The organism is Hydrogenophaga sp., assembly GCF_031426985.1.
GTDB lineage: Bacteria > Pseudomonadota > Gammaproteobacteria > Burkholderiales > Burkholderiaceae_C > Hydrogenophaga.
Genome location: NZ_JASJOY010000040.1, coordinates 57,333 through 81,069, shown reverse-complemented (window position 1 = coordinate 81,069; position 23,737 = coordinate 57,333). Strand labels below are relative to the sequence as shown.

Here is a 23,737-nt window from a genome sequence, read left to right as displayed (position 1 = left end):
CCGCCGGCTGGCGGCCCTCGTCTGGAGCCCTGATTTGCTTTCCATCATACAAGCGGCCGGCTGGCCGATCTGGCCCCTGATCGCCTGCTCCGTGCTGGGCCTGGCGCTGGTCATCGAGCGTTTCATCAGCCTCAAAACCGCCAAGATCGTGCCCGCCAAGCTGCTGGACGAGGCCATCATGGTGTCGCGCAACGGCGTGCCCGGCCCGGACGTGGTCAAGCAGCTGGAGCAGAACTCGGTGCTCGGCGAGGTGCTGGCCTCCGGTTTTCGCACCCTCAGCGGCAACCCGCGCGCCAGCGACGAAGACCTGCGTGCCAACCTCGAAGGTGCCGGCCGCCAGGCGGCCGCCAAGCTGCAGCGCTACCTCGGCGCGCTGGCCACCATCGCCTCGGCCGCCCCGCTGCTGGGCCTGCTGGGCACGGTCATCGGCATGATTGAAATCTTCGGTTCCCAAGGCGCGGACGGCGGCATGGGCGTCACGCCCGGCGGCGGCAACCCGGCCCAGCTGGCGCACGGCATTTCGATCGCGCTCTACAACACCGCCTTTGGCCTGATCGTCGCCATTCCGGCGCTGATTTTCTGGCGCTACTTCCGCGCCCGCGTGGACGACTACCTGCTGTCCATGGAACTGGCGGCCGAGCGTTTTGCCCGCCACCTCGCCACCCTGCGCCGCTGAGTGACCGAGAGGACGCCGCCATGAATTTCCGCCCCGGAACCCGCGATGAGCCCGAGATCAACCTGATCCCGTTCATCGACGTCCTGCTGGTGGTGCTGATCTTTCTGATGCTCACCACCACCTACAGCAAATTCACCGAACTGCAGGTCAACCTGCCGGTGGCCGACGCGGAACAACAGCGGTCCAACCCCAAAGAAGTGGTCGTGGCCGTCGGCAGCGATGGGCGCTACGCCATCAACAAGGAAGTGCTTGAAGGCGCCGGCGTGGACACGCTGACCAACGCGCTGGCCCGCGCCGCGCAGGACAACAAGGACGTGGTGGTCATCATCAGCGCCGACGCGGCCGCCACCCACCAGTCGGTCATCAACGTGATGGACGCGGCACGGCGTGCCGGTCTGGTGCAGGTGACCTTCGCCACCCAGCAGGCGGGCGGCAAGTCCTGACCGCTTTGCCCACGCACGGCGCATGAGCCCGGCCCACTGGCAAGCCGTGTGGTCGCGGCGAGGCCCTCTCGCCTGGCTGCTCTGGCCCGTTTCCCTGGTCTACGCCGCCCTGGGGGCGCTCCGCCGAGCCCTCTACCGCGCCGGTGTGCTGACCGTGCACCGCCTGCCCGTGCCGGTCGTGGTGGTGGGCAATGTGGTCGTCGGCGGCGCCGGCAAGACCCCCACTGTGATCGCCCTGGTCCGCCACCTGCAGGCTGCCGGCTGGCGTCCGGGCGTGGTCTCGCGCGGTTACGGCCGCGAGGGCGACGGGGTGCTGGCTGTGGAAGATGGCACGCCCGCCAGCGCCTGCGGCGACGAACCCGCGCTGATCCACCGCAGCACTCGGGTGCCGGTGTTCGTGGCCGCGCAGCGCGTGGACGCCGCCCGTGCGCTGCTGGCCGCGCACCCGCAAGTCAACCTGCTGCTGTGCGACGACGGCCTGCAGCACCTGGCGCTGGGCCGCGACCTGTCCATCGCGGTGTTCGACGAACGCGGCAGTGGCAATGGCTGGCAGTTGCCCGCCGGTCTGCTGCGCGAACCGTGGCCCCCGGCCCGCGGCGACCGGTTCGCCCCCGATCTGCTGCTGCACCAGCAGCGGGACGACGTGACTGGCGCCTCCCTGGAGGTGCCGCCCGGCATGCCCGTCTTCGACGCGCGGCGCCGGCTGGCGAACCACGCGCTGGGCCCACAAGGGCAGCAACTGCCCCTGGCAGAACTGACCCAGCAGCCGCTGACCGCCGTGGCCGGCATCGCCCGACCCGAGGTGTTTTTCGACATGCTGCGCGAACGCGGCCTGCCGCTTCAGCGCGCCATCCCGATGGCCGACCATGCCCAGGCGCAAGACTACGCCGCGCTCGATCTGCCGCCCGGCGCGACCGTGGTCTGCACCGAAAAAGACGCGGTCAAACTCTTTGACCAGCTACCGCCCGGCGTCCAGGCCTGGGCCGTGCCGCTGGAGCTGACGCCGGAGCCGGCCTTCTGGACGGCGCTCGACACCTTGCTGGCCCAGCGCAGGGCCCGTCGCTGACCCCCGCCGCACTATCATCGCCCGCATGGACACCAAACTGCTTGAACTGCTGGTCTGCCCGGTCACCAAAGGCCCGCTGATCTACCAACGCGACACCCAGGAACTGCTCTCGCGCAGCGCACGACTGGCCTACCCCATCCGCGACGGCATTCCCATCCTTCTGGAACACGAAGCGCGGCCCCTGACCGAGGACGAAGCCGCCCGCCCGAGCGCACCGCCGGCCGCCGCATGAGCCAGGGCTTCACCGTCCTGATCCCGGCACGCCTGGCCTCCAGCCGCCTGCCCGACAAACCGCTGGCCGACATCGCCGGCCTGCCCATGGTCGTGCGGGTGGCGCAGCGCGCTACACAAAGCCGCGCCGCCCGCTGTGTGGTGGCGGCCGACGACGCCCGCATCGTGCAGGCCTGTGAAGCCCACGGCGTGCCGGTGCTGCTGACCCGCAGCGACCACCCATCGGGCAGTGACCGCCTGGCCGAAGCCTGCACCCTGCTCGGCCTGTCCGACGACGCGGTGGTGGTCAACGTGCAGGGCGACGAGCCCTTGATCGAACCAGCGCTGATCGACGCCGTGGCCGACGAACTGACGCAGCGCCCGGATTGCGTGATGAGCACCGCGGCCCACGCCATCGACCGGATGGACGACTTCCTCAACCCCAACGTGGTCAAGGTGGTGCTGGACCGGCAGAACACCGCGCTGTATTTCAGCCGCGCGCCCATCGCCTGGTGGCGCGACGGCATGGCCGACGCTGCCCAGCGCCACACCCTGCCCTCGCCCGCGCCGCTGCGGCACATCGGCATCTACGGCTACCGCGCCGGCTTCCTGCGTCAGTTCCCCACCCTGGCCGTGGCACCGCTGGAGCAGACCGAATCGCTGGAACAGCTGCGCGTGCTCTGGCATGGTCAGCGCATCGCCGTGTACCTGAGTGCGCAGGCGCCCGGCGCCGGCGTGGACACCCCCGAAGACCTGGCCCGCGTGCGGGCTCTGCTGGCGGCGACCTGAACGGTCGGGTCTGCGAGCACGGCGCCCGCCTGTAAGGAGGGCGGCGGGAGACGCATGCTATCCTCAAACAAAGCCTTTGCCCGCCTGCGGCGGGGCAGCCGCCGAGACAAGCGGCCCATCCATTGAAACTCTGCAACAAGGACAACGATGCGACTGATTCTCCTGGGTGCTCCCGGTGCCGGCAAAGGCACGCAAGCCACCTTCATCTGCCAGAAATACGGCATTCCGCAAATCTCGACCGGCGACATGCTGCGCGCCGCGGTCAAGGCCGGCACCCCTCTGGGCCTGCAGGCCAAGGCTGTTATGGAGGCCGGGGGCCTGGTCAGTGACGACCTGATCATCAACCTGGTCAAGGAGCGCATCGCGCAGGACGATTGCGCCAACGGCTTCCTGTTCGACGGCTTTCCCCGCACCATCCCCCAGGCCGATGCCATGAAGGCCGCCGGCGTGAAGCTGGACTACGTGCTGGAAATCGACGTGCCGTTCGACGCCATCATTGAGCGCATGAGCGGTCGCCGTTCGCACCCGGCTTCCGGCCGCACCTACCACGTCAAGTTCAACCCGCCCAAGGTGGAAGGCCACGACGACGTGACCGGTGAACCGCTGATCCAGCGCGACGACGACAAGGAAGAAACCGTCAAGAAGCGCTTGGAGGTCTACAGCGCCCAGACCCGTCCCCTGGTGGACTATTACAGCAACTGGGCCAAGCAAGACGCTGCCGCCGCCCCCAAGTACCGCGCCATCAGCGGCATGGGTTCGGTGGACGACATCACCACCCGCGCCTTCGACGCACTGGCCAAGTAAACGCCTGCACCCTCGCAAAAAAGCCCGGCACTGCCGGGCTTTTTTCTGGGCGGCTGGCGCCATGCGGCGCCGACTCAAAGCCCCATCAGTTCCAACGCCAACGCGATGCGCGCCTTGGCAGGCGCCAGGCCATGCGTGTCCTCCAGGGCCCCTGCGGCGCCGGGCACCACGCGACCGCGCGCGCAACGGGTGCCCCGGCGCACCTGCACGCCCTGGGCCTGCGCCGCCAGCAACGCAGCCTCCAGCGCCTGGTGCAGCGTCCCGTTGCCCGTCCCCGCCACCACCATGCCGTGCGGCATGGCCTCCGGGTGGATGGCACCATAGGCCAGCATGGCGCGCACCTGGGTGCCATCGGCGTCGGCGTGGCTGGTCATCCAGGCCACCCGGGGCATGGCGCCCGCCTGCATCACGGCCTCCAGGCGACGGGCATCAACAACCTCGGCCTGGGACTGCGCCGACGGTGCATGGAACCAGCGCACCACACCCTCTTCCACACAACCCAACGGGCCTGCGTCGCCAGAATCGAACGCATCCACCCGGTAGGAATGCACCTTGGTCACGTGCTCGGCGGCGTGCACACCACCGGCGCACACGGCCAGCACACCGCGGGCTCGGGGGTCGCCGGCCACGGTCACCGCATCCAGCAGGTTCTGTGGCCCGTCGGGCACCAGCGCGGTGGACGGCCGCATGGCGCAGGTCAACACCACCGGTTTGCCGGGCCGCAGCACGGTGTGCAGGAAAAACGCTGTCTCCTCCAGCGTGTCGGTGCCATGGGTGATGACCACCCCCGCCACGTCTTCGCGCGCCAGGTGGTGGGCCACCCGCTCCGCCAGCCGTTGCCAGACCGCGAACCCCATGTCCTTGCTGTCGATCTGCGCCACCTGCTCCACCTCCAGCGGCCACCCGGCCAGCGGCGGCACCGCCGCCATCAGGTCCTGCGCGCTGACCTGCCCGGCCACATAGCCCACGTTGTCGCCGGCCCGACTGGCGCGCCCGGCGATCGTGCCGCCCGTGCCCAGGATCACCCGCCTCAGCGGCGTTTTTGCATCACCCACTTGCCAAACCTCCGAAACTGGTCAAAAATACAGTCACTGGATAAGAAAACAGTTGAACAGACATCCAGCAGACGCAGCCTGTGCACCGCTGGTTCGCCGATTGTCCACGAGGTCCCCATGATCGACTCGCCCTTTTTCCCGCCCAAGCTCACCGCCCGCCAGCAACAAATTCTGGAACTGATCCAGAGCGCCATTGCCCGCACCGGCGCGCCCCCCACCCGGGCCGAGATCGCCAGTGAACTGGGCTTCAAGTCGGCCAACGCGGCTGAAGAGCATCTCCAGGCCCTGGCGCGCAAGGGTGTGATCGAACTGGTCAGTGGCACCTCCCGCGGCATCCGCCTGCGCAGCGAAGACCTCCAGTCCATCAACGCCGCCCGGGGCCGCCAGATGGGTCTGCCCATTCCGGGCTTGTCGCAGCTGGTGCTGCCGCTGGTCGGCCGCGTGGCCGCCGGCTCGCCCATCCTCGCGCAGGAGCACGTGGACCAGACCTACCACGTCGAGCGCAGTCTGTTCCAGCGCACGCCCGACTACTTGCTGCGCGTGCGCGGCATGTCGATGCGCGACGTCGGCATCATGGACGGCGATCTGCTGGCCGTGCAGTCCACCAAAGAAGCCAAGAACGGCCAGATCGTGGTGGCCCGTCTCGGTGACGACGTGACCGTCAAGCGTTTCATGCGCCGGCAGAACCAGATCGAGCTGCACGCCGAAAACCCGGACTACAAAACCATCCTGGTCGAGCCCGGCGAACCCTTCGAAATCGAAGGGCTGGCTGTGGGCCTTATCCGCAACAGTTTCCTGATCTGACCCGGCCTCGGGTCGGTGCCACCGGCGCGGGTGGCGGGCGGTTGGCAGCTGGCGTGTGCACGCCGGGCTGGCACATCCCTGCGCTGGAGGCTTTCATCTCAATCCTGCCTGTGTCCAACCCCTTTTTGGAGTTTCACATGGGAATCCGCATCCAACGCAACACCTGGAGCGCACCGCTGCAGCTCATCGACAGCTGGTTGCCCCAGCCGCCGGCCACATCCGCTCGACACAAGCTCACATCGGTTGCTCAGCGTTTCACCCGCGCCGGCTGGCTGGGTCGATCCGCAGCCATAGCTGATGCACCAGAAGCCTCCACCACCTGTCGTACGGCCCCACCAGGACCGCAGCCTTGTGCCCACCGCACGGCAGCGGTTCGGATTGTCCGCGCCACCAACGGCCAGGGCGACGGTGCGCGGGGCGACACGCGTGTGGTCCTCTCGGGCAGCATCGCCGACGTGTGCGCTGAACTGGAGCGCCTCGCGGCACAGGAACCCGGTCTGAGCGCGGTCCACCACTGACCCCAAGGGTTGCGTAGCAACACGTGATCGGGCGGCCACTGCCCCCCACACGAGCGTGCGAAGTGGCCGCCTTGCTGCGGGGCAGTGGCGCAGGGTCTTGCGGGCACAATAGTGCCCATGAACATCGTGATCCTTGATGACTATCAGGACGCCGTCCGCAAGCTGCGCTGCGCCGAGAAACTGGAACCCTACCCTGCCAAGGTCTTCACCAACACCGTCAAAGGCGTGGGGCAGTTGTCGGTGCGGCTGCGCGATGCGGACGTGCTGGTGCTCATCCGGGAACGCACGCCAATCCCACGGCAGTTGGTGGAGAAACTCCCGCGCCTGAAATTGATCGCGCAGACCGGTCGCATCGGCGCCCACATCGACGTACAGGCCTGCACCGAACGGGGCATCGCCGTGTGCGAAGGCACCAGTTCGGCCGTGTCCACGGCCGAACTGACCTGGTCGTTGATCATGGCCTCGATGCGCCGCATCCCGCAGTACGTGGCCAGCCTCAAGCACGGCGCCTGGCAGCAGTCCGGCCTCAAGGCCGCCTCCATGCCGGTGAACTTCGGACTGGGCATGGTGTTGCACGGCAAGACCCTGGGCATCTGGAGCTATGGCCGCATCGGCAAACTCGTGGCAGCGTACGGGCGCGCCTTTGGCATGCATGTGCTGGTCTGGGGCAGCAAGGACGCGCAAGCCAGCGCGTACGCAGATGGCTACGCCGTGGCCGAGAGCCGCGCGCAGCTGTTTGAACAATCCGACGTGCTGTCCTTGCATCTGCGGCTGGGCGAAACCAGCACGGGATGCGTCACGCTGGACGATCTGGCCTGCATGAAACCCACATCGCTACTGGTGAACACCTCGCGCGCCGAGCTGATCGAGCCTGAAGCCCTGCTGACCGCGCTGAACCGCGGCCGCCCGGGTATGGCGGCCATCGACGTGTTCGAATCCGAACCCATCTTGCAAGGACACGCGCTGCTGAGATTGGAGAACTGCATCTGCACGCCCCACATTGGCTATGTGGAACAGGAGAACTACGAAACGCTGTTCTCCGCGGCTTTTGACAACGTCGTCAACTTCATCAAGGGCACGCCCACCAACATCGTCAACCCTGGCGCCTTGCAGGTGCGCCGCTGACGGCGCCACACGACACCACCGAACACCACATAAAAAAAGCGCCGGCAAATCCGGCGCTTTTTTTGTGTGCGCGGCTTCAGCCTATCTTGTCCGACGGCTCATCGTCATCGGGCGGCATGAAGTCCAACATCTCGAAATCGATCAGATTGCCCGCATCGAGGTCTCGCGACGCGCCAGGGCCTGGTGTGGGCTTGGCGGTCGGCTGCACAGGCGCTGGCACCTCGGGCAACGATGCTTCAAACGCCGAGATTTCCACCAGTTCGTCCAGATCCACATCAAGGCCCAGCCGGGGCGAAGCGTGCGGAATCACGTCCATGGGCTGGGTCTCGCGCCCCGCGACCACGCTGGCCGCCACGGCCGACGCCAAAGCCTTGTTGCCCGCTGCCTTCAGCGGCTTGATGGCCGTGTGCTGAAAATCTTCTGACGGTCGGCCCTCCGTGTCCTCGCGCTTCTTGATCATGTCCTTGGCGATCGCGTGCAACAGCAGCAGTTCGCGGTAGGCCTCCAGATCGAACACCTCTGCGTCGGCATCGCCCTGCTCACGGAAGATCGAGCGCTCGATCACGTCGAGCACCTTGGGTTGGGGCCACAGCGCCTGGATACGGCTGAATGCGCTTTCGTAGGTTTCCAGACCCCGGCTTTCGTCGGAATACTGGTCAAACGGCGGAGCACCGGCATTGAACAGGCGGTTGAAGTCTTCGCGCAGACGGCTGTAGTCGTCGCGGCGCCCCAGCTTGTGGTAGAGCTTGAACAGATCAAGGTAGGCCAGCGCGCTGGGCTCCTGGCTGTCGGCCAGGTGGTTCTTGAGCACCTGGATCGCTTGTTCGTTTTCGCCCAGCGAGACGAAGAAGTCGGCCTGCTGCTGCACGTCGAACAGCTCTTCGGTCGCCACGGAACGCGACACCCCCATTTGACTGCCGGCGAAGTCGCGTTTGTTGTCGGCGGCCAACGGCGTCGGGGCGCTGTCCGCTTCCAGGCCACTGTCTTGCAATGACCGCATGCTGTCGAAAGACGAATGGCGCCCCTGCCCCGCCGTCCCCAGGTCGAGGTCGAGGTCCAGATCGAGCGCCTGCGCACCGGCCTTGCCGTTGGGCATGGCCAGGCCCGATTCCATTTGTTTTTCGGCCTCGGCGGCCGCCCACCAAGCGCGCACCGCGCTGTCGTCGCCACTGGCGGCAGAACCGCGCTTGCGCCAGAGGTACGCCAGGGCCAAGACCGCCGCGAGCAGGGACGCGCCCAGCGCGTAGACCAGCCAGCTCATGTAGCGGGATTGCTCCAGCTGGCTCTCCATCGCTTCGAGGGTTGCCTTGCTGCGGGCCTCCTGCTCACGCAGACCCTTGGCCTCAGCCTCCAGTCCTTCGAGTTTCTGGTTGTCGCGCAAGATGTCTTCGGGCGAGGCGTTGATGGCCTTCCACAAGCGGGCCGCCGCAGCGCGCTCTGCATCCGATGCAGTGGGCTCGCTGAGCATGGACAACGACATCTTGAGCACAGGATCGCGGTCGAGGGTCAGCTCAACATCGACCGGATCCAGTTCCAGGCGCGGCATGGCCGGCGCTGGAGGCTTGCGCACGAGACTGGTCGGCTTGGCCTGTTTGGGCGGTTTTACGCCGGCGGGTTTGTCCTTGACCGCGGGCGCCACCGCTGGTTTGGCCGGCCTCGCCGGTGCTGGCTCAGTAACGCCCGCACCGGAGCTGGCCGCCGGAGCCTGCCCCCCGGACGGCGCAGCGACCGCGGCTCCGCCAGCGGTGGGCGCAGACAGGGCGTTCGCCGACGGCAGTGCCCGTGCAGGCAATGCCGAGGAGCCCCCGACCGCCGGCGCGGCGGCCGACTGAGGTTCGCTGACCGGATCGGCCAGCAACACATACCGCCGAGAAAACGGTGCGTTGCAGCCGGCACGCACATAGAGCGTGACGACAGGCTCATCGATCGGCACGGACGCCCGGATGCGCAGGGACGCTTCGGCGTCGGGCGCCGATTTCTGAGCGACCGTGCGCACCGCGCCCGGTGACACCTGCGTGTCACCATAGAAGACGTCTGACTGCACGCACAGCGCATTCAGGTCTTCATCGGGCCCCAGCAAGGCCTGAACGCGAACATCCAACGGGCGACCGATCACCGCAGCGCCGCTGTGGCGCCCGAGCGTGGCCGCCTGACCGCCAACGGCGGTTGATAGCAAAATACAGCCAACCCAGATGTGGCGCACGTCAGAGTCCCTTCTTTCCTTCGTTGGAACATTTTGTCATAGCTTGCAAGTACTGCCTTTTAATTAATACTTTCATATGCAATCCATATTTCAAACCGTGGGTGTCGTCGGTACCGGAGCCATGGGGCGCGGCATTGCGCAAATGGCCTCGCAAGCGGGCAGTCGCGTGCGTCTGTTCGACCTGCAACCGGGCGCAGCCGACGCGGCCCGCGCGGCTCTCGCCGACACCTGGAGCAAGCTGCTGGCCAAAGGTCGGCTGGAAGCGGCCCAGCAGGACAGGTACTTGGCGAACCTCTCGACCGCCTCTGACCTGAGCGACCTGGCGGGCTGCGATCTGGTGGTGGAAGCCATCGTGGAGAAACTGGACGTCAAGCAACGCCTGTTCACCGATCTGGAGGCCATCGTCCCAAGCCAGACGGTGCTGGCGACCAACACCTCGTCGCTGTCGGTCACGGCCATCGGGGCCGCGCTGAAGCATCCCCAGCGGCTGGCGGGCTACCATTTTTTCAATCCGGTTCCCCTGATGCGGGTGGTGGAGGTGATCGCGGGACTCAAGACCAGCGCGGCGGTTTGCCAGCAACTGACGGACTACACCCGCCAGTTCGGCCATACACCGGTATCGGCACAAGACACGCCCGGCTTTATCGTGAACCACGCCGGTCGGGGTTATGGCACAGAGGCGCTGCGCGTGGCCAGCGAGCGCGTGGCCGATTTCGCGACCATCGACCGCATCCTGCGCGACCAGATGGGCTTCAAGCTCGGCCCGTTCGAGCTGATGGACCTGACGGCGCTGGACGTGTCGCATCCGGTGATGGAATCCATCTACCGCCAGTACTACGACGAGCCGCGTTACCGTCCCAGCGTCATCACCGCGCAGCGCCTGGCCGGCGGCGTGGTGGGCAAGAAGGTGGGCGAAGGTTTTTATGCCTATGACAACGGCGCTGCCGTGGTGCCGCCCGAGCCGGCGGTCCCTCAGGTGGATCAGCTTCCGCCGGTGTGGGTGTCGCCCAAGGCGGCGCGCCGGGCCGAGCTGTACCAGTTGCTCAAGAACCTGGGCGCCAGCATCGAGACGGCGCAGGCGCCATCGGCCGCCGCGCTGATCCTGGTGGCGCCGCTGGGGCTGGATGTGACGACACTGGCCGCGGTCGAGCGCCTGGACCCGACGCGCACCGTGGGCATCGACATGATGCTGGACGACGCCGCCACCAAACGCCGCGTGCTGGCCACCAACCCCGCCACCCGCCCCGACATGCGTGACGCCGCACGCGCCCTGTTCGCCCAGGACGGCAAAGCCGTCAGCGTGATCAAAGACAGCGGCGGTTTCGTCACACAGCGTGTGGTGGCCACCATCGTGAACATCGCGGCCGACATGTGCCAGCAAGGCATCTGCTCGCCCAAGGACCTGGAGGTCGCGGTCACGCTGGGCCTGGGCTACCCCATGGGGCCCCTGGCCATGGGCGACCGCATCGGCCCGACCAACGTGCTGGAGATCCTGTTCAACATGGGCACGGTCTACGCCGACCCGCGCTACCGTCCCTCCCCCTGGCTGCGCCGCCGTGGTGCGCTGGGCCTGAGCCTTTCACACGAAGAAGCCTGAGCCATGACCGCCAGCCTCCAGAGCCACAGCCATGGCCAGACCATGGTGCTGACCATCAGCAACCCCGAGCACCGCAACGCGCTCGGGCCCGAGATGTATGCCGCGGGTGTCGAAGCCCTGAACGTGGCCGAGAGCAGCCCCGAGGTGCGCAGTGTCGTCATCACCGGCGAAGGCAGCCATTTCTGCGCCGGTGGCAATCTGCAGCGGCTGCTGGCCAACCGCCAGCAGCCGCCCGGGGTGCAGGCCGCGTCCATCGAAAGCCTGCACAACTGGATCGAAACCATCCGCGCCTTTCCCAAGCCGGTGATCGCGGCGGTGGAAGGGTCCTGCGCCGGCGCGGGCTTCTCGCTGGCATTGGCCTGCGACATGGTGGTGGCCGCGCAGAACAGCGTGTTCGTGATGGCCTACAGCAACGTGGCCCTCTCGCCCGATGGCGGCGCCACCTGGAGCCTGCTGCGCGCCCTGCCCCGCGCCACCGCGCTGCAGCTGCTGATGTGCGGCGACCGCATCGACGCCCAACGACTGCAGACCATGGGCGTCATCAACACGGTGAGCCAGCCCGGCGAAGCGCTCACCGATGCGCTGGCGCTGGCTGCGCGCTTGAACGCGCGTGCGCCCAATGCGCTGGCCAGCATCAAGGAACTGGGCAACGAAGCGCTGGGGACCAGCCTGCACGCCCAGCTGGCTTCCGAGCGCGACCACTTCGTGCGCAACCTGCACCACGCCAATGCAGGCGAAGGCATCGCGGCCTTCCTCGACAAGCGCGCCCCGCTGTACCGTTAACCCGCGCACGGCAGCGCAGCTCTGGCCGCTGCTCCAGGGCGGGGGGGAGGCTCCCCGGGTTTTCGCTGAACCGGGGACTGGTGCGGCGGTGGGCGTTCCGGCGCCGGATCACCTGCGCCCCGCGCTCCCATTTACGGAGCACCGACGCGACACCTGCGGGACAGTTCCCCGCACTATCCCTGATGCCACCACGGCGTCCCAGTGGTGACAATCCTTGCAAACCCAGTCACTCAAAAGACATGCGATGGACGAACCGATTCTGACAATGGAAGAACGCGAGGCGATCAACAGTGGTCGCTGGTTCGCAAGCCTTTCACCCTCACTGCGTCACGACATACTCCGATGCGCCTACGTCAAGCGTTTCAAGGACGGCGACCTGATCGTCGCGCGCGGCGACCCGCCGTCCGAATGGACGGCCGTGGCGCGCGGCGCGGTGCGCGTGAGCTCGACCTCGCTGTCGGGCAAACAGATCACGCTGACCTATGTGGAGCCGGGCGTGTGGTTTGGCGATGTGGCGATGTTCGACGGCGACCAGCGCACGCACGACGCCTATGCGCACGGACCGACCACGTTGCTGTGCGTGGCCCGCAACGATTTCCAGAAGATCCTGGCTGCCCATGTGGAGCTCTACGAAGCGCTGATGCGCCTGCAGGCACGGCGCATCCGCACGCTCTTCGGACTGGTGGAGGACCTCAACACCCTGCCGCTGCGCGCGCGCCTGGCCAAACAGCTGCTGCACCTGGTGCGCAGCTACGGCGTGCCCTGCCTGTCGGACGGCAACGAAATGCGCATCGGTCTGCAACTGGCGCAGGAAGAACTGGCACAGCTGCTGGGCGCCTCGCGCCAGCGGGTGAACCAGGAACTCAAATCCATGGAGCGCGAGAACGCGATCCGCATCGAGCAAGGCGGGCTGGTGGTGCGCAACCGCGACATGCTGATGCGCATCGCCGAAGCCGAAACCTGACGGCGCCCCGCCGTCCCTCAACCCTCGTAACCGCATGACAGATCAACAGAACTTCACCGGCACGAGACCGGTGGCGGCCCAACACACCGTCGACACCCCGGCCCTCCAGCGCTGGCTGGAGCAGCACATGACCGGGTTCACCGGTCCGCTGTCGTTGGAAATGTTCAAGGGCGGGCAGTCCAACCCCACCTACAAGCTCATCACGCCGCAACGCGCCTACGTGATGCGCGCCAAGCCCGGCCCGGTGGCCAAGCTGCTGCCCTCGGCCCACGCCATCGAACGAGAGTTCCGCGTCATGGGCGCGCTGCACGGCACCGGCGTGCCGGTGGCGCAGATGCACGTGCTGTGCGAAGACGAATCGGTCATCGGCCGCGCCTTCTACGTCATGGAATGCGTGGAAGGCCGGGTGATGTGGGACCAGTCGCTGCCCGACCTCGGCCGCGAGCAACGCGGCGCCATCTACGACGAGATGAACCGCGTCATGGCCGCGTTGCACACGGTGCGGCCCGCCTCCATCGGCCTGTCTGACTACGGCAAACCCGGCAACTACTTCGAGCGCCAGATCGGCCGCTGGAGCAAGCAATACGTGGCGTCCGTCACCCAGCCCATCCCCGAGATGGACAAGCTCATGGAATGGCTGCCGCAGCACATTCCCGCCATGGCGCGCGACGAATCGCTGGTCTCCATCGTGCACGGCGACTACCGCCTGGACAACCTGATGTTCCACCCGACCGAGCCGCGCGTGCTGGCCATCCTGGACTGGGAACTCTCCACCCTGGGCCACCCGCTGGCCGACTTCAGCTACCACTGCATGGCCTGGCACATCCCGCCCGGCGCCTTCCGCGGTATCGGCGGCCTGGACGTGCAGGCCCTGGGCATCCCCACCGAGGCCGACTACATCGCCCGCTATTGCGAGCGCACGGGCTTCGCCACGCCCGAGCAGCTCAAGGCCGACTGGAACTTCTACCTCGCCTACAACCTGTTCCGCCTCGCCGCCATCCTGCAGGGCATTGCCAAGCGTGTGGAAGCGGGCACCGCGTCCAGCGCACAGGCTGTGTCGTCGGCCGCAGGCGCCCGCCCCCTGGCCGAAATGGCCTGGCGTTTTGCGCAGCAGGCCTGAGTCTTTTCCACCCAACACAGACCCCACCACCCGAGGAACACCATGAATTTCGATTACACCGACAAGGTCAAGGACATGCGCCAGCGCCTGCTGGCTTTCATGGACGAGCACATCTATCCGAACGAAGGGCGCTTCTTCGCCGAGATCGCTGCCAACCGCGCAGCGGGCAACGCCTGGATCCCGACCACCATCATCGAAGAACTCAAGCCCAAGGCCCGCGCCGCCGGGTTGTGGAACCTGTTCCTGCCGCGCAGCCCGCGCGCGCCTGAGGGCCTGTCCAACCTGGAATACGCCCCCATGTGCGAGATCATGGGTCGTGTGCCGTTCGCGGCCGAGGTCTTCAACTGCTCGGCCCCCGACACCGGCAACATGGAAACGCTGGAGCGCTACGCCAGCGAAGCGATCAAGGACGAGTGGCTGGAGCCCCTGCTCAAGGGGGAGATCCGCTCGGCCTTCCTGATGACAGAACCCGAGGTGGCTTCGTCGGACGCGACCAACATCCAGTGCCGCATCGAACGTGACGGCGACCACTACGTACTCAACGGCCGCAAGTGGTGGTCGTCCGGCGCCGGTGACCCGCGCTGCAAGGTCTACATCGTCATGGGCAAAACCGACCCCGAAGCGCCGCGCCATTCGCAGCAGAGCATGATCGTCGTGCCCGCCGGCACCCCCGGCGTGACGGTGGTCCGCCCGCTGAGCGTGTTCGGCTACGACGACGCACCGCATGGCCACATGGAAGTGCTGCTCAAGAACGTGCGCGTGCCGGCCAGCAACCTGCTGCTGGGCGAAGGCCGCGGCTTCGAGATCGCCCAGGGCCGCCTCGGCCCCGGCCGCATCCACCACTGCATGCGCTCCATCGGCGCGGCCGAGCGCGCGCTCGAACTGATGTGCAAGCGGCTGAACCAGCGCGTGGCCTTCGGCAAGCCGATCTCCGCGCAGTCGGTCTGGCACGAACGCATCGCCGACGCCCGTTGCAGGATCGAAATGGCGCGCCTGCTCACACTCAAGGCCGCCTACATGATGGACACCGTCGGCAACAAGGTCGCCAAGGCCGAAATCGCCATGATCAAGGTGGTGGCACCCAACATGGCCTGCGACATCATCGACATGGCCATCCAGGCCCACGGCGGCGGCGGCGTCAGCGACGACTTCCCGCTGGCCTACAGCTACGCCAACCAGCGCACGCTGCGCCTGGCCGACGGCCCGGATGAAGTCCACCGCGTGGCCATCGCCAAGCTGGAACTGGCCAAGCACGTCGCCCTCAAGGGCGAGGTGGAGATGCCCGTGACCCGTGGCTGCTGATTCCAGGGCGGTCCGCCCCGAAACGGCTTCCGTACGGGGTATACTCGTCGGCTTGTCGGAGCGTAGCGCAGCCTGGTAGCGCATCTGCTTTGGGAGCAGAGGGTCGCGAGTTCGAATCCCGCCGCTCCGACCATTCATCGAAGAACAAAAAGGCCCACTCTGTGGGCCTTTTTTGTATCAGCAGACCGGCACCATCTGCCCGTAGCTCAACCGGATAGAGCAGCTGCCTTCTAAGCAGCAGGTCGGGGGTTCGAGTCCCTCCGGGCAGGCCATTGATCAGTTTCAAGACGTCCCAGGAGATCCCGGATTGTCTTGCAAGACTTTGATTTCAATACAGTTTATTGAAATTCGCGTCCCGCAAGATTCCGGGCAGACCCGTTGCAGCTCGATCGAAACAGGGGAACAGTTAGGGGAACAAACCACCCTTTTTGGCCATTCGGCCAAAGTTGTTCCCCCTATGTTGACCGACATCGCCTGCAAATCCGCCGTATGCCCGCCGAGCAAGGCACGTGCCCGGCTGACCGATGCCGGCGGTCTCTACCTGGAGATTTCTCCCAGCGGATCCAAGCGCTGGTTCTGGAAGTACTACTTCTCCAGCAAGGAAAAACGCCTGGCGCTCGGTACCTAGCCTGCAGTGTCCCTGAAGCAAGCCCGCAGCGGGCGTGACGCCGCCCGTCAGACCTTGCAATCGGGTTCGGACCCGTCCAAACGTCGGCAAATCGAGCGGCTGGAAGCCCAACTTTTGGAGGCCAACAGCTTCGAGGAAGTCGCGCGTGAGTTGCATGCCACCAAGGCCAGCGGATGGAGCAAACAGTACGGGGAACGCTGGCTCGAACGCATGGAAAAGGACTTGTTCCCCTGGATTGGCCCTGTTCCCCTAGCGGAGATCACGGCCCCCATGCTGCTCAACACTCTCCGCAAGATTGAAAAGCGGGGTGCACGGGAAACTGCACACACCCTGCGCCAGACCGCCGGCCAGGTGTTCCGCTATGGAGTCGCTACCGGCCGCTGCGAGCGGAAATCCCGCGCCCGACCTTCACGGCGCACTGGAGCCGCTGAACATCAAGCACATGGCCGCCATTCTGGAACCGGCACAGGCCGGCGAGCTGATGCGGGCCATCCACGACTATTCCGGCCAGCCTGTCACACGTGCCGCCCTGCTCCTGTCCGCCCTGCTCTTTCAGCGCCCGGGCAACATGCGGGCCATGCAATGGAACGAGGTCAATCTTGACGGTCGCGTCTGGACCATCCCAGCGGCAAAGATGAAACGCACGGTCTACGGCAAGCTCAATGGCCGACCACATGTCGTTCCACTGGCCTCTCAGGCTGTCGCACTGCTGCGCGAGTTGTTCCCGCTCACCGGGCATTCGCCCTACGTGTTCCCAAGCTTGGTCAGTGCACAACGCCCCATGAGCGAAAACACACTGCGCGTGGCGCTGAGGCGCATGGGTTACAGCAATGACGACATGACGCCGCACGGCTTCCGAGCCATGGCCAGGACCATCATGGTGGAAACGCTGAACATGCACCCCGACGTCATCGAAGCGCAGCTCGCTCACGGCAAGTCAGGACCGCTAGGAGCCGCCTACGACCGCGCCGAGTTCATGGAGCAACGCCGCGAGATGATGGATGAATGGGCCAACTACCTGGAACGACTGCGCACAGATGTCAATGCACCTGCAAAGCGAAAGCCAGCCGGAAAGGCAGCAGGATGACGACCATTCGCCTCTCGTCACCAGGCTTGTGAAAGTGCTTGCCCAGCCCATGATCGTCGGCGTTCACCGTGAGCATGGTGAAGCTCGTTATTTCTTCACCGGAGACCAGGTGCTTGATGGCCCACAGGCCTGCAACGCCCATGGGCAAACCGGCCTTGCGTTTAATCTTGGTCGGGACGACAGCGCGCGGTCACGGCGTTTGTGGCGCACCTGCGGGAAGCATTGGCGCCGGGTTTTGGCGGGGGCATCAGGACCGGCTCAGGCCCAAGAACGTGACGTGGTGGACAAATGCACGGGGAAATAGGCGCAACTCTCCAGCACAAAACATAGGGTTAACCCTATACTGCAGTGCAGCAAAACCGCTGTTGTCGTTTGGAGCGTGTCATGAGCACTGCAACCTTCTCCCATTCCGCCCACTTCCTGTCCACCGTCCGCGAGATGTTCGCTGGCTGGTTCGACACCCGCAACGCCACCCCGGCCCGCCCGCTGACCCGCTTTGAAGAAGCCGAGCAACTGCGCGCCATGGCCGACGACGTGGTGTCTTCGGACCCGGCCTTCGCGCAAGATTTGTATGCCGCTGCCGACCGGCACGAGCTGGCCTGACACCTCTCCGGAGTGCGAGTCCGCACTCCAGGGGCATCGCGGAACCGGCTTCGCCGGGCCGCAGATGCCGTCGCCCCTCCCAGCGCCGCAGGCGCGCCAGAGAGGGGGGAAGCCGCGTCAGCGGCGCAGGGGGGGTGATCCCTACTTCAACATCCATTCATGTTGAGGGTCGTTCTTGAACACCCAGAACCGGTTCGGCCCCGCCATCACGTTGAGGTAATACAGGTCGTAGCCGTGGGGCGCGACCACCGGGTGGTAGCCGCGCGGCACCATCACCACGTCGTGGTCTTCCACCGCGCAGGCTTCGTCCAGGCTGCGGTCATCCGTGTAGACCCGCTGGAAGGCAAAGCCCTGCGGCGGGTTGAGCCGGTGGTAATAGGTCTCTTCCAGCAAAGTCTCGGTCGGCGGGGTTTCCTGGTCGTGCTTGTGCGGCGGGTAGCTGCTCGAATGGCTGGCCGGGGTCATCACCTCCACCACCAGCAGGTGCGCCGCGGTCGGGTCATCGTGCGGCAGGATGTCGCAGACGTAGCGGGTGTTCGTGCCCTTGCCGCGCACGCTGCGCTTCATCTTGGCCGGGTCCAGCACGCTCACCTTGCGGTTGCGCGCGTCGTCCGGCGCGCTGCACAACGCCACCTCGGCCGCCCGCACGGCGCGGATCTGCACCGTCTTGCCGGAGGGCACGTACACCGCCGCCGGCGACACCTCGTCGAACACGCTGTTGCGGATGCCCAGGTTGGCGTGGGTTTCACCGTCGATGGTGACGTCCACCGTGCCGGTGAGCACCACCAGGCACAGCTCGCGCTCCCCGGTGTCCAGCGCATCGGACTCGCCGGCCGCCAGGCGCAGGGCGCGAAACCCCACATGGGTCCAGCCGGCACGCTCGGGTGTGACGTTGACGATCTCGCGTCCGGTGGGCGCGGCTTTGGCAAGCAATGGGCTGACCATGTTGCGTCTCCGTTGGATCAGTTCAGGGCGTTGACCAGACCGCGCAGGGTGTCGTAACCCTTCTTCGCGTACTGGTAGCTCGGCGCCACGGCCGGGTCCTGTTCGGCTTCGACCACCAGCCAGCCTTCGTAGCCGTTGTCCTTGAGCGTCTTGAGCACGGCGGCGTAGTCGATGCTGCCGTCGCCGGGCACGGTGAAGGTGCCGTTGATCACGCCGTTCAGAAAGCTCCAACCGTCGTTGCGGGCCTGGGCGATCACGGGGGTGCGCACGTCCTTGCAGTGCACATGCACCACGCGCTTGACGTGTTTCTTGAGCAGGTCCACCGGCGTGGCGGCGCCGCCGAAGTAGGCGTGGCCGGTGTCGAACAGCAGGAAGACCTTGGCCGGGTCGGTCAGGGCCATCAGCTTGTCCACATCGGCGGGCGACTCGACGTAAGCGCCCATGTGGTGGTGGTAGGCCAGCTGGATGCCATAGGTCTGGAGCAGGTGCTCGCCGAAGGCGTTCAGGCGCTCGGCGTAGGCCTGCCACAACGCGTCATTGGCGAAGGTGGGGCGCTTGGACACGGGCGTGTCGATCTGGCCCTGCACGGTGCCGGCGCATTCGCCGTAGACCACGACCTTCACGCCGTTGTACTGCAGCTTGCTCATGTGGGCCTTGCAGCGCTCGATCTCGGCGGCCACGGCGGTGGCGTTGGTCTGGCCCGGCTCCAGCTCGGCCAGGAAACCGGAGTACCAGCCCGACACGCAGGCCAGGCCGAACTCGTCGAGCTTGGCCTTGAGGCCCGGGCCGTCCTTGGGAAACTTGTTGCCCAGCTCGAAGCCTTCGTAGCCGATTTCCTTGCCTTCTTTCAGCGCGGTTTCCAGCGGGGTTTCGCCGCCCAGGGACGGCAGGTCGTCGTTCATCCACGACAGGGGGTTGATGCCAATGCGGACGTTCCAGCTCATGGGGTGTCTCTCAGAGAAAGGATGTTGTGATGGGAAATAGAAAGCGAGAAAGCGAAAGCGGGATCAGATGCGTTGTTGCGTCTGGGCCTTGACGTAGTTGGCGTGGGCCTCGTTGACCTCGCGGCGGCCCGAGACCTCGGGCACCGCGACTTCCCACCAGCAGCCGCCGTCGGTGGTGCGGTGGTGGGTGGTGTCGATCACGATGACCTGGGTGCGCGTGGCCTGGCGGGCCTTGACCATGGCGGCTTTGAGTTCGGCCACGTCCTTGACGTGGACCGCGTCGGCGCCCATGGAGCGGGCGTGCATCGCGAAATCGATGCTGCTGCGCTCGCCGCCTTCGGGCACGCAGTCGTCCAGCATGTTGTTGAAGCCCGGGCTGCCGGTCTTGATCTGCAGGCGTTCGATGCAGCCGTAGCCCCGGTTGTCGAGGATCACGACGATCATCTTCTGGCCCAGCAGCAGCGAGGTGGCCAGCTCGGAATTGGCCATCATGTAGGAACCGTCGCCCACCAGGACGATGGACTCCTGCTCGGGCCGGGCCATCTTCACGCCCAGGCCGCCGGCCACTTCGTAACCCATGCACGAATAGCCGTACTCCATGTGGTAGTTGCCCGGCAGGCTGGCGCGCCAGAGCTTGTGCAGCTCGGCCGGCAGCGTGCCGGCGGCACACAGGGCCACGTCACGGATACCGCTGTCCAGGCCCAGCTCGGTGGCCGAGTCGCGCACCGCGCCGATGACCTCGGCGTCGTAGGGCAGCATGTCCTTGGGCGCGTTCGTCGTCAGCTCGGTGATGCGGGCGTTGGCGGCCGCGGCCTGCTGTTGTGCGCGGGCTGTCCAGGCGGTATCGGCGGCCCAGCCGGCCAGACCGGTTTCGAGCTGGCCCAGGCCCACGCGGGCGTCGGCCACCAGGGCGGTGCCGCTCCACTTGCCGGCGTCGTAAGGCTGCACGTTCAGGCTCAGCAATTTCGCCTGCGGGAACAGCGCGTGTGAACCGGTGGTGAAGTCCTGCAGTCGGGTGCCGACGGCGAACACCACGTCGGCCTCGCGCGCCATGTCGTTGGCCCAGGACACGCCGTCGACGCCAATGGCGCCGAGGTTGAGCGGGTGGTCCCAGGGCAGGCTGCTCTTGCCGCCGTGCGACTCGACCACGGGCACGCCGTGCGTTTCGACGAAGGCGCGCAGCGCGGCCCAGGCCTGGCTGTAGAGCACGCCGCCCCCGGCCACGATGAGCGGGCGCTTCGCACTGCGCAACAGGGCGACGGCGTGGGCCAGTTCGCGCTCGTCCGCCGGCGGACGGCGGAAACGCAGCACGCCGGGGTTGAGGAAGTCTTCGGGGCAGTCGAAGGCCATGGCCTGCACGTCCTGCGGCAGCGAGAGGCAGGCCGGGCCGCAGTTGGCCGGGTCGGTCATCATCTGGATCGCGCGCGGTAGCGCGGTGAGGATGTGCTCGGGACGGGTCAGGCGGTCGAAGTAGCGCGTGACCGGGCGGAAGCAGTCGCTGGCGCTGACGTCGCCCTGGCCGAAGCTCTCGATCTGCTGCAGCACCGGGTCGGGGCGGCGGGTGGCGAACACGTCACCGGGCAGCAGCAGCACCGGCAGGCGGTTCACGTGGGCCACGGCCGCGGCCGTGACCATGTTGGTCGCACCCGGGCCGATGCTGGTGGACACGGCCATGATGCGCTGACGGAACTGCGCCTTGCTGAACGCGATGGCGGCGTGCGCCATGGTCTGTTCGTTGTGGGCGCGGTAGGTGGTCAGGCGCTCGCGTTCGGCCACCAGGGCCTCGCCCAGGCCGGCCACGTTGCCGTGGCCGAAGATGGTGAACACGCCGCCGCAATAGGGTTCGATCGAGGTGTGGCCATCGAGGTGCTCCACCTCCATCCGCAGGGCGGCCAGGTGTTTCACCAGCGCCTGCGCCATCGTGAGTCGTACGGTTTTCATGTCTTGGGTCGGTGTGTTCAGGCGGCGGCGCGCTGGGCGGTGTGACGCGAGCGCCAGGCATCCACCAGCACCGCGAAGTTGCGGGCGACTTCGTCCACGAAAGCCGCGTCGTCCATCTCACCCTTGAACCATTTCAGGGAGGCATCGGCCCAGAGCGTACGCCCGACCATGAAGCCCTTGACGATGGGGTTGGTGGCGTTGGCGAAGCTCGCGGCCAGGAAATCCAGCGGCTGGTTCAGGCCCAGGATCACGGCGCCGCGGCAGTGGCGGTCGCGTTCGCTGATCAGGGCCTCGAGCTCGCGCCAGCCCTGCTCCTGCATCGGCGCGAGCTTCCACCACTCGGGCTTGACGCCCAGGTTGTAGAAGCGCTTGACCGCGCGCAGCACGGCCGCGTCGGCCGTGCCGTCGGGCGTAATGCCCTTGGGCGGGATGATCTCCAGCAGCAGTTCGTTGCCGCTTTCGCGCGTGGCTTCCCACAGCTCCAGCACGGTCTGCTCCTGCTGCAGGCGCAGCTCGAACGCATCGTCCGGGTGGTAGTGCACCAGGCACTTGACGACCTGCTCGGTCGGCCAGTGAATCAGTGCGCTGCCGATGGATCGGGTGCCGTCAAAGCGCAGCGGGCGCGAGCCCGGCAGCTCGACCGGGCGGCCCACCCACCAGCCGCGGCCGGTGGCGCTGGCCAGCGCGTCGCGGCCGTAGTCGCCGCCGTCGATCAGCACGCCGGTGTGGCCCTGCAGCTGGCGGCTGCGCTCGACCTGTTCGGCCGCCTGCACCAGCAGTTGCTTGAGCGCAGGCACCTTCGCATCGCTGGCGCCGGCGGCGCGCGCGATGTCGTAGAACTGGCTGCGGTGGTCAAACGCCATCACGCAGAGGTCGTCCCAGCCCGGGCGGGCGGCGGTGACGCGGTGCAGGTGGGCCAGCTGCTCGTCGGCGTCCACCTTCGGGTTGCGGCTGCCGCCGAACCAGTGGGCCAGTTCGGCCGGCGTGGGCATGGCGGCGGAGCAGGCGTGGCGCGAGACCACGATGGCGCCGCAGGCGTTGGCGATTTTGGTGGATTCGGCCCAGTCCTTGCCCTGCAGCAGGCTGGCCATCAGGCCGGAGAGGAAGGCGTCGCCCGCGCCCAGCACGTTGAGCACTTCCACGCGCTCGCCGCGGTAGGTCGGCGCGGCGTCGATGTCGTCGGGCACGGCGCCCTCGATCACGCAGCAGCCCAGCGCACCGCGCTTGACCACCAGCGTGGCGGTGGGGCACAGGGCGCGCACGGCGCGCAGGCTGGCGATGATGTCGTCGGCCACGCCGCCGGCGATGAAGAACTCTTCTTCGGTGCCGACCAGCAGGTCGAACAGCGGCAGGCTCTGCTGCAGCTGGCGCGTCACACCCGCGTCGTCGACGAAGCGGTTCTCACCGGCGCCGCGGCCGGTCAGGCCCCAGAGCACCGGGCGGTAATCGATGTCCAGCACCGTCACCGTGCCGTGGCGGCGCGCAGCCTGCAGCGCCTTGTGGGCAGCGGCGCGGGTGCCGTCGGTCGACAGGTGCGTGCCGGTGATGGCCAGCGCGCGGCACTGGGCGATGAAGCCCTCGTCGATGGCTGCGGCGTCCAGCGCCATGTCGGCGCAGTTCTCGCGCATGAACAGCAACGGGAAGGTGTCGCGGTCCTTCAAGCCCAGCAGCACCTGCCCGGTGAGGCGGTCCTTGTCGATCTGCACCTGGCTGGTGTCACAGCCTTCGGCCTGCAGGCGCTCCAGCAGGAAGCGGCCCATCTGTTCGTCGCCGACGCGCGAGATCATGGCGCTCTTGCAGCCCAGGCGGGCGACGCCGAAGGCCAGGTTGGCCGAGCTGCCGCCCAGGTACATGGCGAAGCTGCGCGCGTCTTCGAGGCGGCTGCCGAACTGCTGGGCGTAGAGGTCGACCGCCAGCCGGCCCAGGCAGGCCAGGTCGTGGCGGCGACCGGATGGGAATTGAAGTGATGGCATCGGGTGTAGGACTCGTTCAGAGGACAAGCGGGGTGGGCGGCCGCCACAGCCTTGCAAAAAATGCGCTGGCATGGCGGGTTTTGACGAAGTCTAGTGTTTACAGAAATTATTTTCTCTCGGTGTAAATACTTAGAAAATAATTTTCCAAAACGCCTAC

The 23,737-nt window shown here is 66.8% G+C and carries 22 protein-coding genes, 2 tRNA genes and 1 pseudogene; 18 read left to right on the top strand and 7 right to left on the bottom strand.

Translation table 11 applies throughout. The features are described 5' to 3' along the window. Window positions 1–34 precede the first annotated feature (34 nt). From RMP09_RS05425 to adk, 6 genes are all read left to right on the top strand, one after another. The gene (locus tag RMP09_RS05425; protein ID WP_310564984.1) at window positions 35–676 is read left to right on the top strand and encodes a MotA/TolQ/ExbB proton channel family protein; all 642 of its coding nucleotides are present in this window, start codon (window positions 35–37) and stop codon (window positions 674–676) included. Window positions 677–696: 20 nt separating this feature from the next. Further along, complete coding sequence (locus RMP09_RS05420; RefSeq protein ID WP_310564983.1) at window positions 697–1,119, top strand: biopolymer transporter ExbD; 423 nt, start codon at window positions 697–699, stop codon at window positions 1,117–1,119. Window positions 1,120–1,141: 22 nt separating this feature from the next. Beyond that, entirely contained in the window at window positions 1,142–2,185 is a 1,044-nt protein-coding gene (gene lpxK / locus RMP09_RS05415) for a tetraacyldisaccharide 4'-kinase (protein ID WP_310564982.1), read from the top strand. Between the two features lie 25 nt (window positions 2,186–2,210). Then, complete coding sequence (locus RMP09_RS05410) at window positions 2,211–2,417, top strand: Trm112 family protein (protein WP_310564981.1); 207 nt, start codon at window positions 2,211–2,213, stop codon at window positions 2,415–2,417. Then, a complete protein-coding gene (kdsB, locus tag RMP09_RS05405; RefSeq protein WP_310564980.1) occupies window positions 2,414–3,184 on the top strand; it encodes a 3-deoxy-manno-octulosonate cytidylyltransferase in 771 nt (256 codons plus the stop codon). The genes RMP09_RS05410 and kdsB overlap by 4 nt, the downstream gene beginning before the upstream one ends. A 147-nt stretch (window positions 3,185–3,331) precedes the next feature. Then, window positions 3,332–3,988: an adenylate kinase gene (adk, locus tag RMP09_RS05400; protein ID WP_310564979.1), complete on the top strand. Its 657-nt coding sequence runs from the start codon at window positions 3,332–3,334 to the stop codon at window positions 3,986–3,988. A 74-nt stretch (window positions 3,989–4,062) separates the two neighbouring features. Here adk and RMP09_RS05395 read toward each other — a convergent pair whose 3' ends face one another. Then, entirely contained in the window at window positions 4,063–5,043 is a 981-nt protein-coding gene (locus RMP09_RS05395) for an asparaginase (RefSeq protein WP_310564978.1), read from the bottom strand. A gap of 117 nt (window positions 5,044–5,160) precedes the next feature. Between RMP09_RS05395 and lexA the strand changes: the two genes are divergently transcribed. The 3 genes from lexA (at window position 5,161) to RMP09_RS05380 (ending at window position 7,490) form a co-directional block, all read left to right on the top strand. Next, window positions 5,161–5,847: a transcriptional repressor LexA gene (gene lexA / locus RMP09_RS05390; RefSeq protein WP_310564977.1), complete on the top strand. Its 687-nt coding sequence runs from the start codon at window positions 5,161–5,163 to the stop codon at window positions 5,845–5,847. Between the two features lie 137 nt (window positions 5,848–5,984). Continuing rightward, window positions 5,985–6,365, top strand: coding sequence for a hypothetical protein (locus RMP09_RS05385; RefSeq protein ID WP_310564976.1), 381 nt, complete (start codon window positions 5,985–5,987; stop codon window positions 6,363–6,365). A 117-nt stretch (window positions 6,366–6,482) separates the two neighbouring features. After that, a complete protein-coding gene (locus RMP09_RS05380) occupies window positions 6,483–7,490 on the top strand; it encodes a D-2-hydroxyacid dehydrogenase family protein (RefSeq protein ID WP_310564975.1) in 1,008 nt (335 codons plus the stop codon). Between the two features lie 76 nt (window positions 7,491–7,566). Here RMP09_RS05380 and RMP09_RS05375 read toward each other — a convergent pair whose 3' ends face one another. Next, complete coding sequence (locus tag RMP09_RS05375) at window positions 7,567–9,693, bottom strand: hypothetical protein (RefSeq protein ID WP_310564974.1); 2,127 nt, start codon at window positions 9,691–9,693, stop codon at window positions 7,567–7,569. Between the two features lie 76 nt (window positions 9,694–9,769). On the opposite strand from RMP09_RS05375, the gene RMP09_RS05370 reads away from it, so the two are divergent. From RMP09_RS05370 to RMP09_RS24055, 8 genes and pseudogenes are all read left to right on the top strand, one after another. Then, complete coding sequence (locus tag RMP09_RS05370; RefSeq protein ID WP_310564973.1) at window positions 9,770–11,290, top strand: 3-hydroxyacyl-CoA dehydrogenase; 1,521 nt, start codon at window positions 9,770–9,772, stop codon at window positions 11,288–11,290. 3 nt (window positions 11,291–11,293) lie between these two features. Further along, window positions 11,294–12,073, top strand: coding sequence for an oxepin-CoA hydrolase, alternative type (locus RMP09_RS05365; protein WP_310564972.1), 780 nt, complete (start codon window positions 11,294–11,296; stop codon window positions 12,071–12,073). 244 nt (window positions 12,074–12,317) lie between these two features. Beyond that, complete coding sequence (locus RMP09_RS05360; protein ID WP_310564971.1) at window positions 12,318–13,037, top strand: Crp/Fnr family transcriptional regulator; 720 nt, start codon at window positions 12,318–12,320, stop codon at window positions 13,035–13,037. Window positions 13,038–13,071: 34 nt separating this feature from the next. Then, a complete protein-coding gene (locus RMP09_RS05355; RefSeq protein ID WP_310564970.1) occupies window positions 13,072–14,157 on the top strand; it encodes a phosphotransferase family protein in 1,086 nt (361 codons plus the stop codon). Window positions 14,158–14,199: 42 nt separating this feature from the next. Next, a complete protein-coding gene (locus RMP09_RS05350; RefSeq protein ID WP_310564969.1) occupies window positions 14,200–15,459 on the top strand; it encodes an acyl-CoA dehydrogenase family protein in 1,260 nt (419 codons plus the stop codon). 56 nt (window positions 15,460–15,515) lie between these two features. Beyond that, window positions 15,516–15,592, top strand: a tRNA-Pro gene (locus RMP09_RS05345). Between the two features lie 62 nt (window positions 15,593–15,654). Beyond that, window positions 15,655–15,731 (top strand) — tRNA-Arg (locus tag RMP09_RS05340). Window positions 15,732–15,916: 185 nt separating this feature from the next. After that, window positions 15,917–17,174 (top strand): annotated as a pseudogene (locus RMP09_RS24055) (tyrosine-type recombinase/integrase). On the opposite strand, the gene RMP09_RS24050 reads toward RMP09_RS24055, so the two are convergent. Further along, entirely contained in the window at window positions 17,128–17,316 is a 189-nt protein-coding gene (locus tag RMP09_RS24050) for a hypothetical protein (protein ID WP_409559686.1), read from the bottom strand. The pseudogene RMP09_RS24055 and the gene RMP09_RS24050 sit on opposite strands and share 47 nt — an antisense overlap. Before the next feature lie 242 nt (window positions 17,317–17,558). Between RMP09_RS24050 and RMP09_RS05325 the strand changes: the two genes are divergently transcribed. After that, a complete protein-coding gene (locus RMP09_RS05325) occupies window positions 17,559–17,777 on the top strand; it encodes a hypothetical protein (RefSeq protein WP_310564966.1) in 219 nt (72 codons plus the stop codon). Window positions 17,778–17,918: 141 nt separating this feature from the next. Here the strand turns inward: RMP09_RS05325 and iolB are convergent, their stop codons facing one another. From iolB to iolC, 4 genes are all read right to left on the bottom strand, one after another. Continuing rightward, complete coding sequence (iolB, locus tag RMP09_RS05320; RefSeq protein WP_310564965.1) at window positions 17,919–18,722, bottom strand: 5-deoxy-glucuronate isomerase; 804 nt, start codon at window positions 18,720–18,722, stop codon at window positions 17,919–17,921. A 17-nt stretch (window positions 18,723–18,739) separates the two neighbouring features. Beyond that, window positions 18,740–19,666, bottom strand: coding sequence for a myo-inosose-2 dehydratase (gene iolE, locus RMP09_RS05315; protein WP_310564964.1), 927 nt, complete (start codon window positions 19,664–19,666; stop codon window positions 18,740–18,742). Between the two features lie 63 nt (window positions 19,667–19,729). Continuing rightward, window positions 19,730–21,607 (bottom strand): 3D-(3,5/4)-trihydroxycyclohexane-1,2-dione acylhydrolase (decyclizing), encoded by a 1,878-nt coding sequence (gene iolD / locus RMP09_RS05310; protein ID WP_310564963.1) that lies wholly within the window; start codon window positions 21,605–21,607, stop codon window positions 19,730–19,732. A gap of 17 nt (window positions 21,608–21,624) precedes the next feature. Next, window positions 21,625–23,580: a bifunctional 5-dehydro-2-deoxygluconokinase/5-dehydro-2-deoxyphosphogluconate aldolase gene (iolC, locus tag RMP09_RS05305; protein WP_310564962.1), complete on the bottom strand. Its 1,956-nt coding sequence runs from the start codon at window positions 23,578–23,580 to the stop codon at window positions 21,625–21,627. Between the last annotated feature and the right edge of the window lie 157 nt (window positions 23,581–23,737).

Bases quoted from the DNA above. Each gene is read 5' to 3' on its own strand.
- lexA (WP_310564977.1), top strand. From the start codon at position 5,161: ATGATCGACTCGCCCTTTTTCCCGCCCAAGCTCACCGCCCGCCAGCAA.
- RMP09_RS05365 (WP_310564972.1), top strand. From the start codon at position 11,294: ATGACCGCCAGCCTCCAGAGCCACAGCCATGGCCAGACCATGGTGCTG.
- RMP09_RS05350 (WP_310564969.1), top strand. From the start codon at position 14,200: ATGAATTTCGATTACACCGACAAGGTCAAGGACATGCGCCAGCGCCTG.
- RMP09_RS24050 (WP_409559686.1), bottom strand. From the start codon at position 17,316: ATGGGCGTTGCAGGCCTGTGGGCCATCAAGCACCTGGTCTCCGGTGAA.
- lpxK (WP_310564982.1), top strand. From the start codon at position 1,142: ATGAGCCCGGCCCACTGGCAAGCCGTGTGGTCGCGGCGAGGCCCTCTC.
- iolC (WP_310564962.1), bottom strand. From the start codon at position 23,580: ATGCCATCACTTCAATTCCCATCCGGTCGCCGCCACGACCTGGCCTGC.
- iolB (WP_310564965.1), bottom strand. From the start codon at position 18,722: ATGGTCAGCCCATTGCTTGCCAAAGCCGCGCCCACCGGACGCGAGATC.
- RMP09_RS05360 (WP_310564971.1), top strand. From the start codon at position 12,318: ATGGACGAACCGATTCTGACAATGGAAGAACGCGAGGCGATCAACAGT.
- RMP09_RS05355 (WP_310564970.1), top strand. From the start codon at position 13,072: ATGACAGATCAACAGAACTTCACCGGCACGAGACCGGTGGCGGCCCAA.
- adk (WP_310564979.1), top strand. From the start codon at position 3,332: ATGCGACTGATTCTCCTGGGTGCTCCCGGTGCCGGCAAAGGCACGCAA.
- RMP09_RS05420 (WP_310564983.1), top strand. From the start codon at position 697: ATGAATTTCCGCCCCGGAACCCGCGATGAGCCCGAGATCAACCTGATC.
- iolE (WP_310564964.1), bottom strand. From the start codon at position 19,666: ATGAGCTGGAACGTCCGCATTGGCATCAACCCCCTGTCGTGGATGAAC.
- kdsB (WP_310564980.1), top strand. From the start codon at position 2,414: ATGAGCCAGGGCTTCACCGTCCTGATCCCGGCACGCCTGGCCTCCAGC.
- RMP09_RS05380 (WP_310564975.1), top strand. From the start codon at position 6,483: ATGAACATCGTGATCCTTGATGACTATCAGGACGCCGTCCGCAAGCTG.
- RMP09_RS05410 (WP_310564981.1), top strand. From the start codon at position 2,211: ATGGACACCAAACTGCTTGAACTGCTGGTCTGCCCGGTCACCAAAGGC.
- RMP09_RS05370 (WP_310564973.1), top strand. From the start codon at position 9,770: ATGCAATCCATATTTCAAACCGTGGGTGTCGTCGGTACCGGAGCCATG.
- RMP09_RS05385 (WP_310564976.1), top strand. From the start codon at position 5,985: ATGGGAATCCGCATCCAACGCAACACCTGGAGCGCACCGCTGCAGCTC.
- RMP09_RS05325 (WP_310564966.1), top strand. From the start codon at position 17,559: ATGAGCACTGCAACCTTCTCCCATTCCGCCCACTTCCTGTCCACCGTC.
- iolD (WP_310564963.1), bottom strand. From the start codon at position 21,607: ATGAAAACCGTACGACTCACGATGGCGCAGGCGCTGGTGAAACACCTG.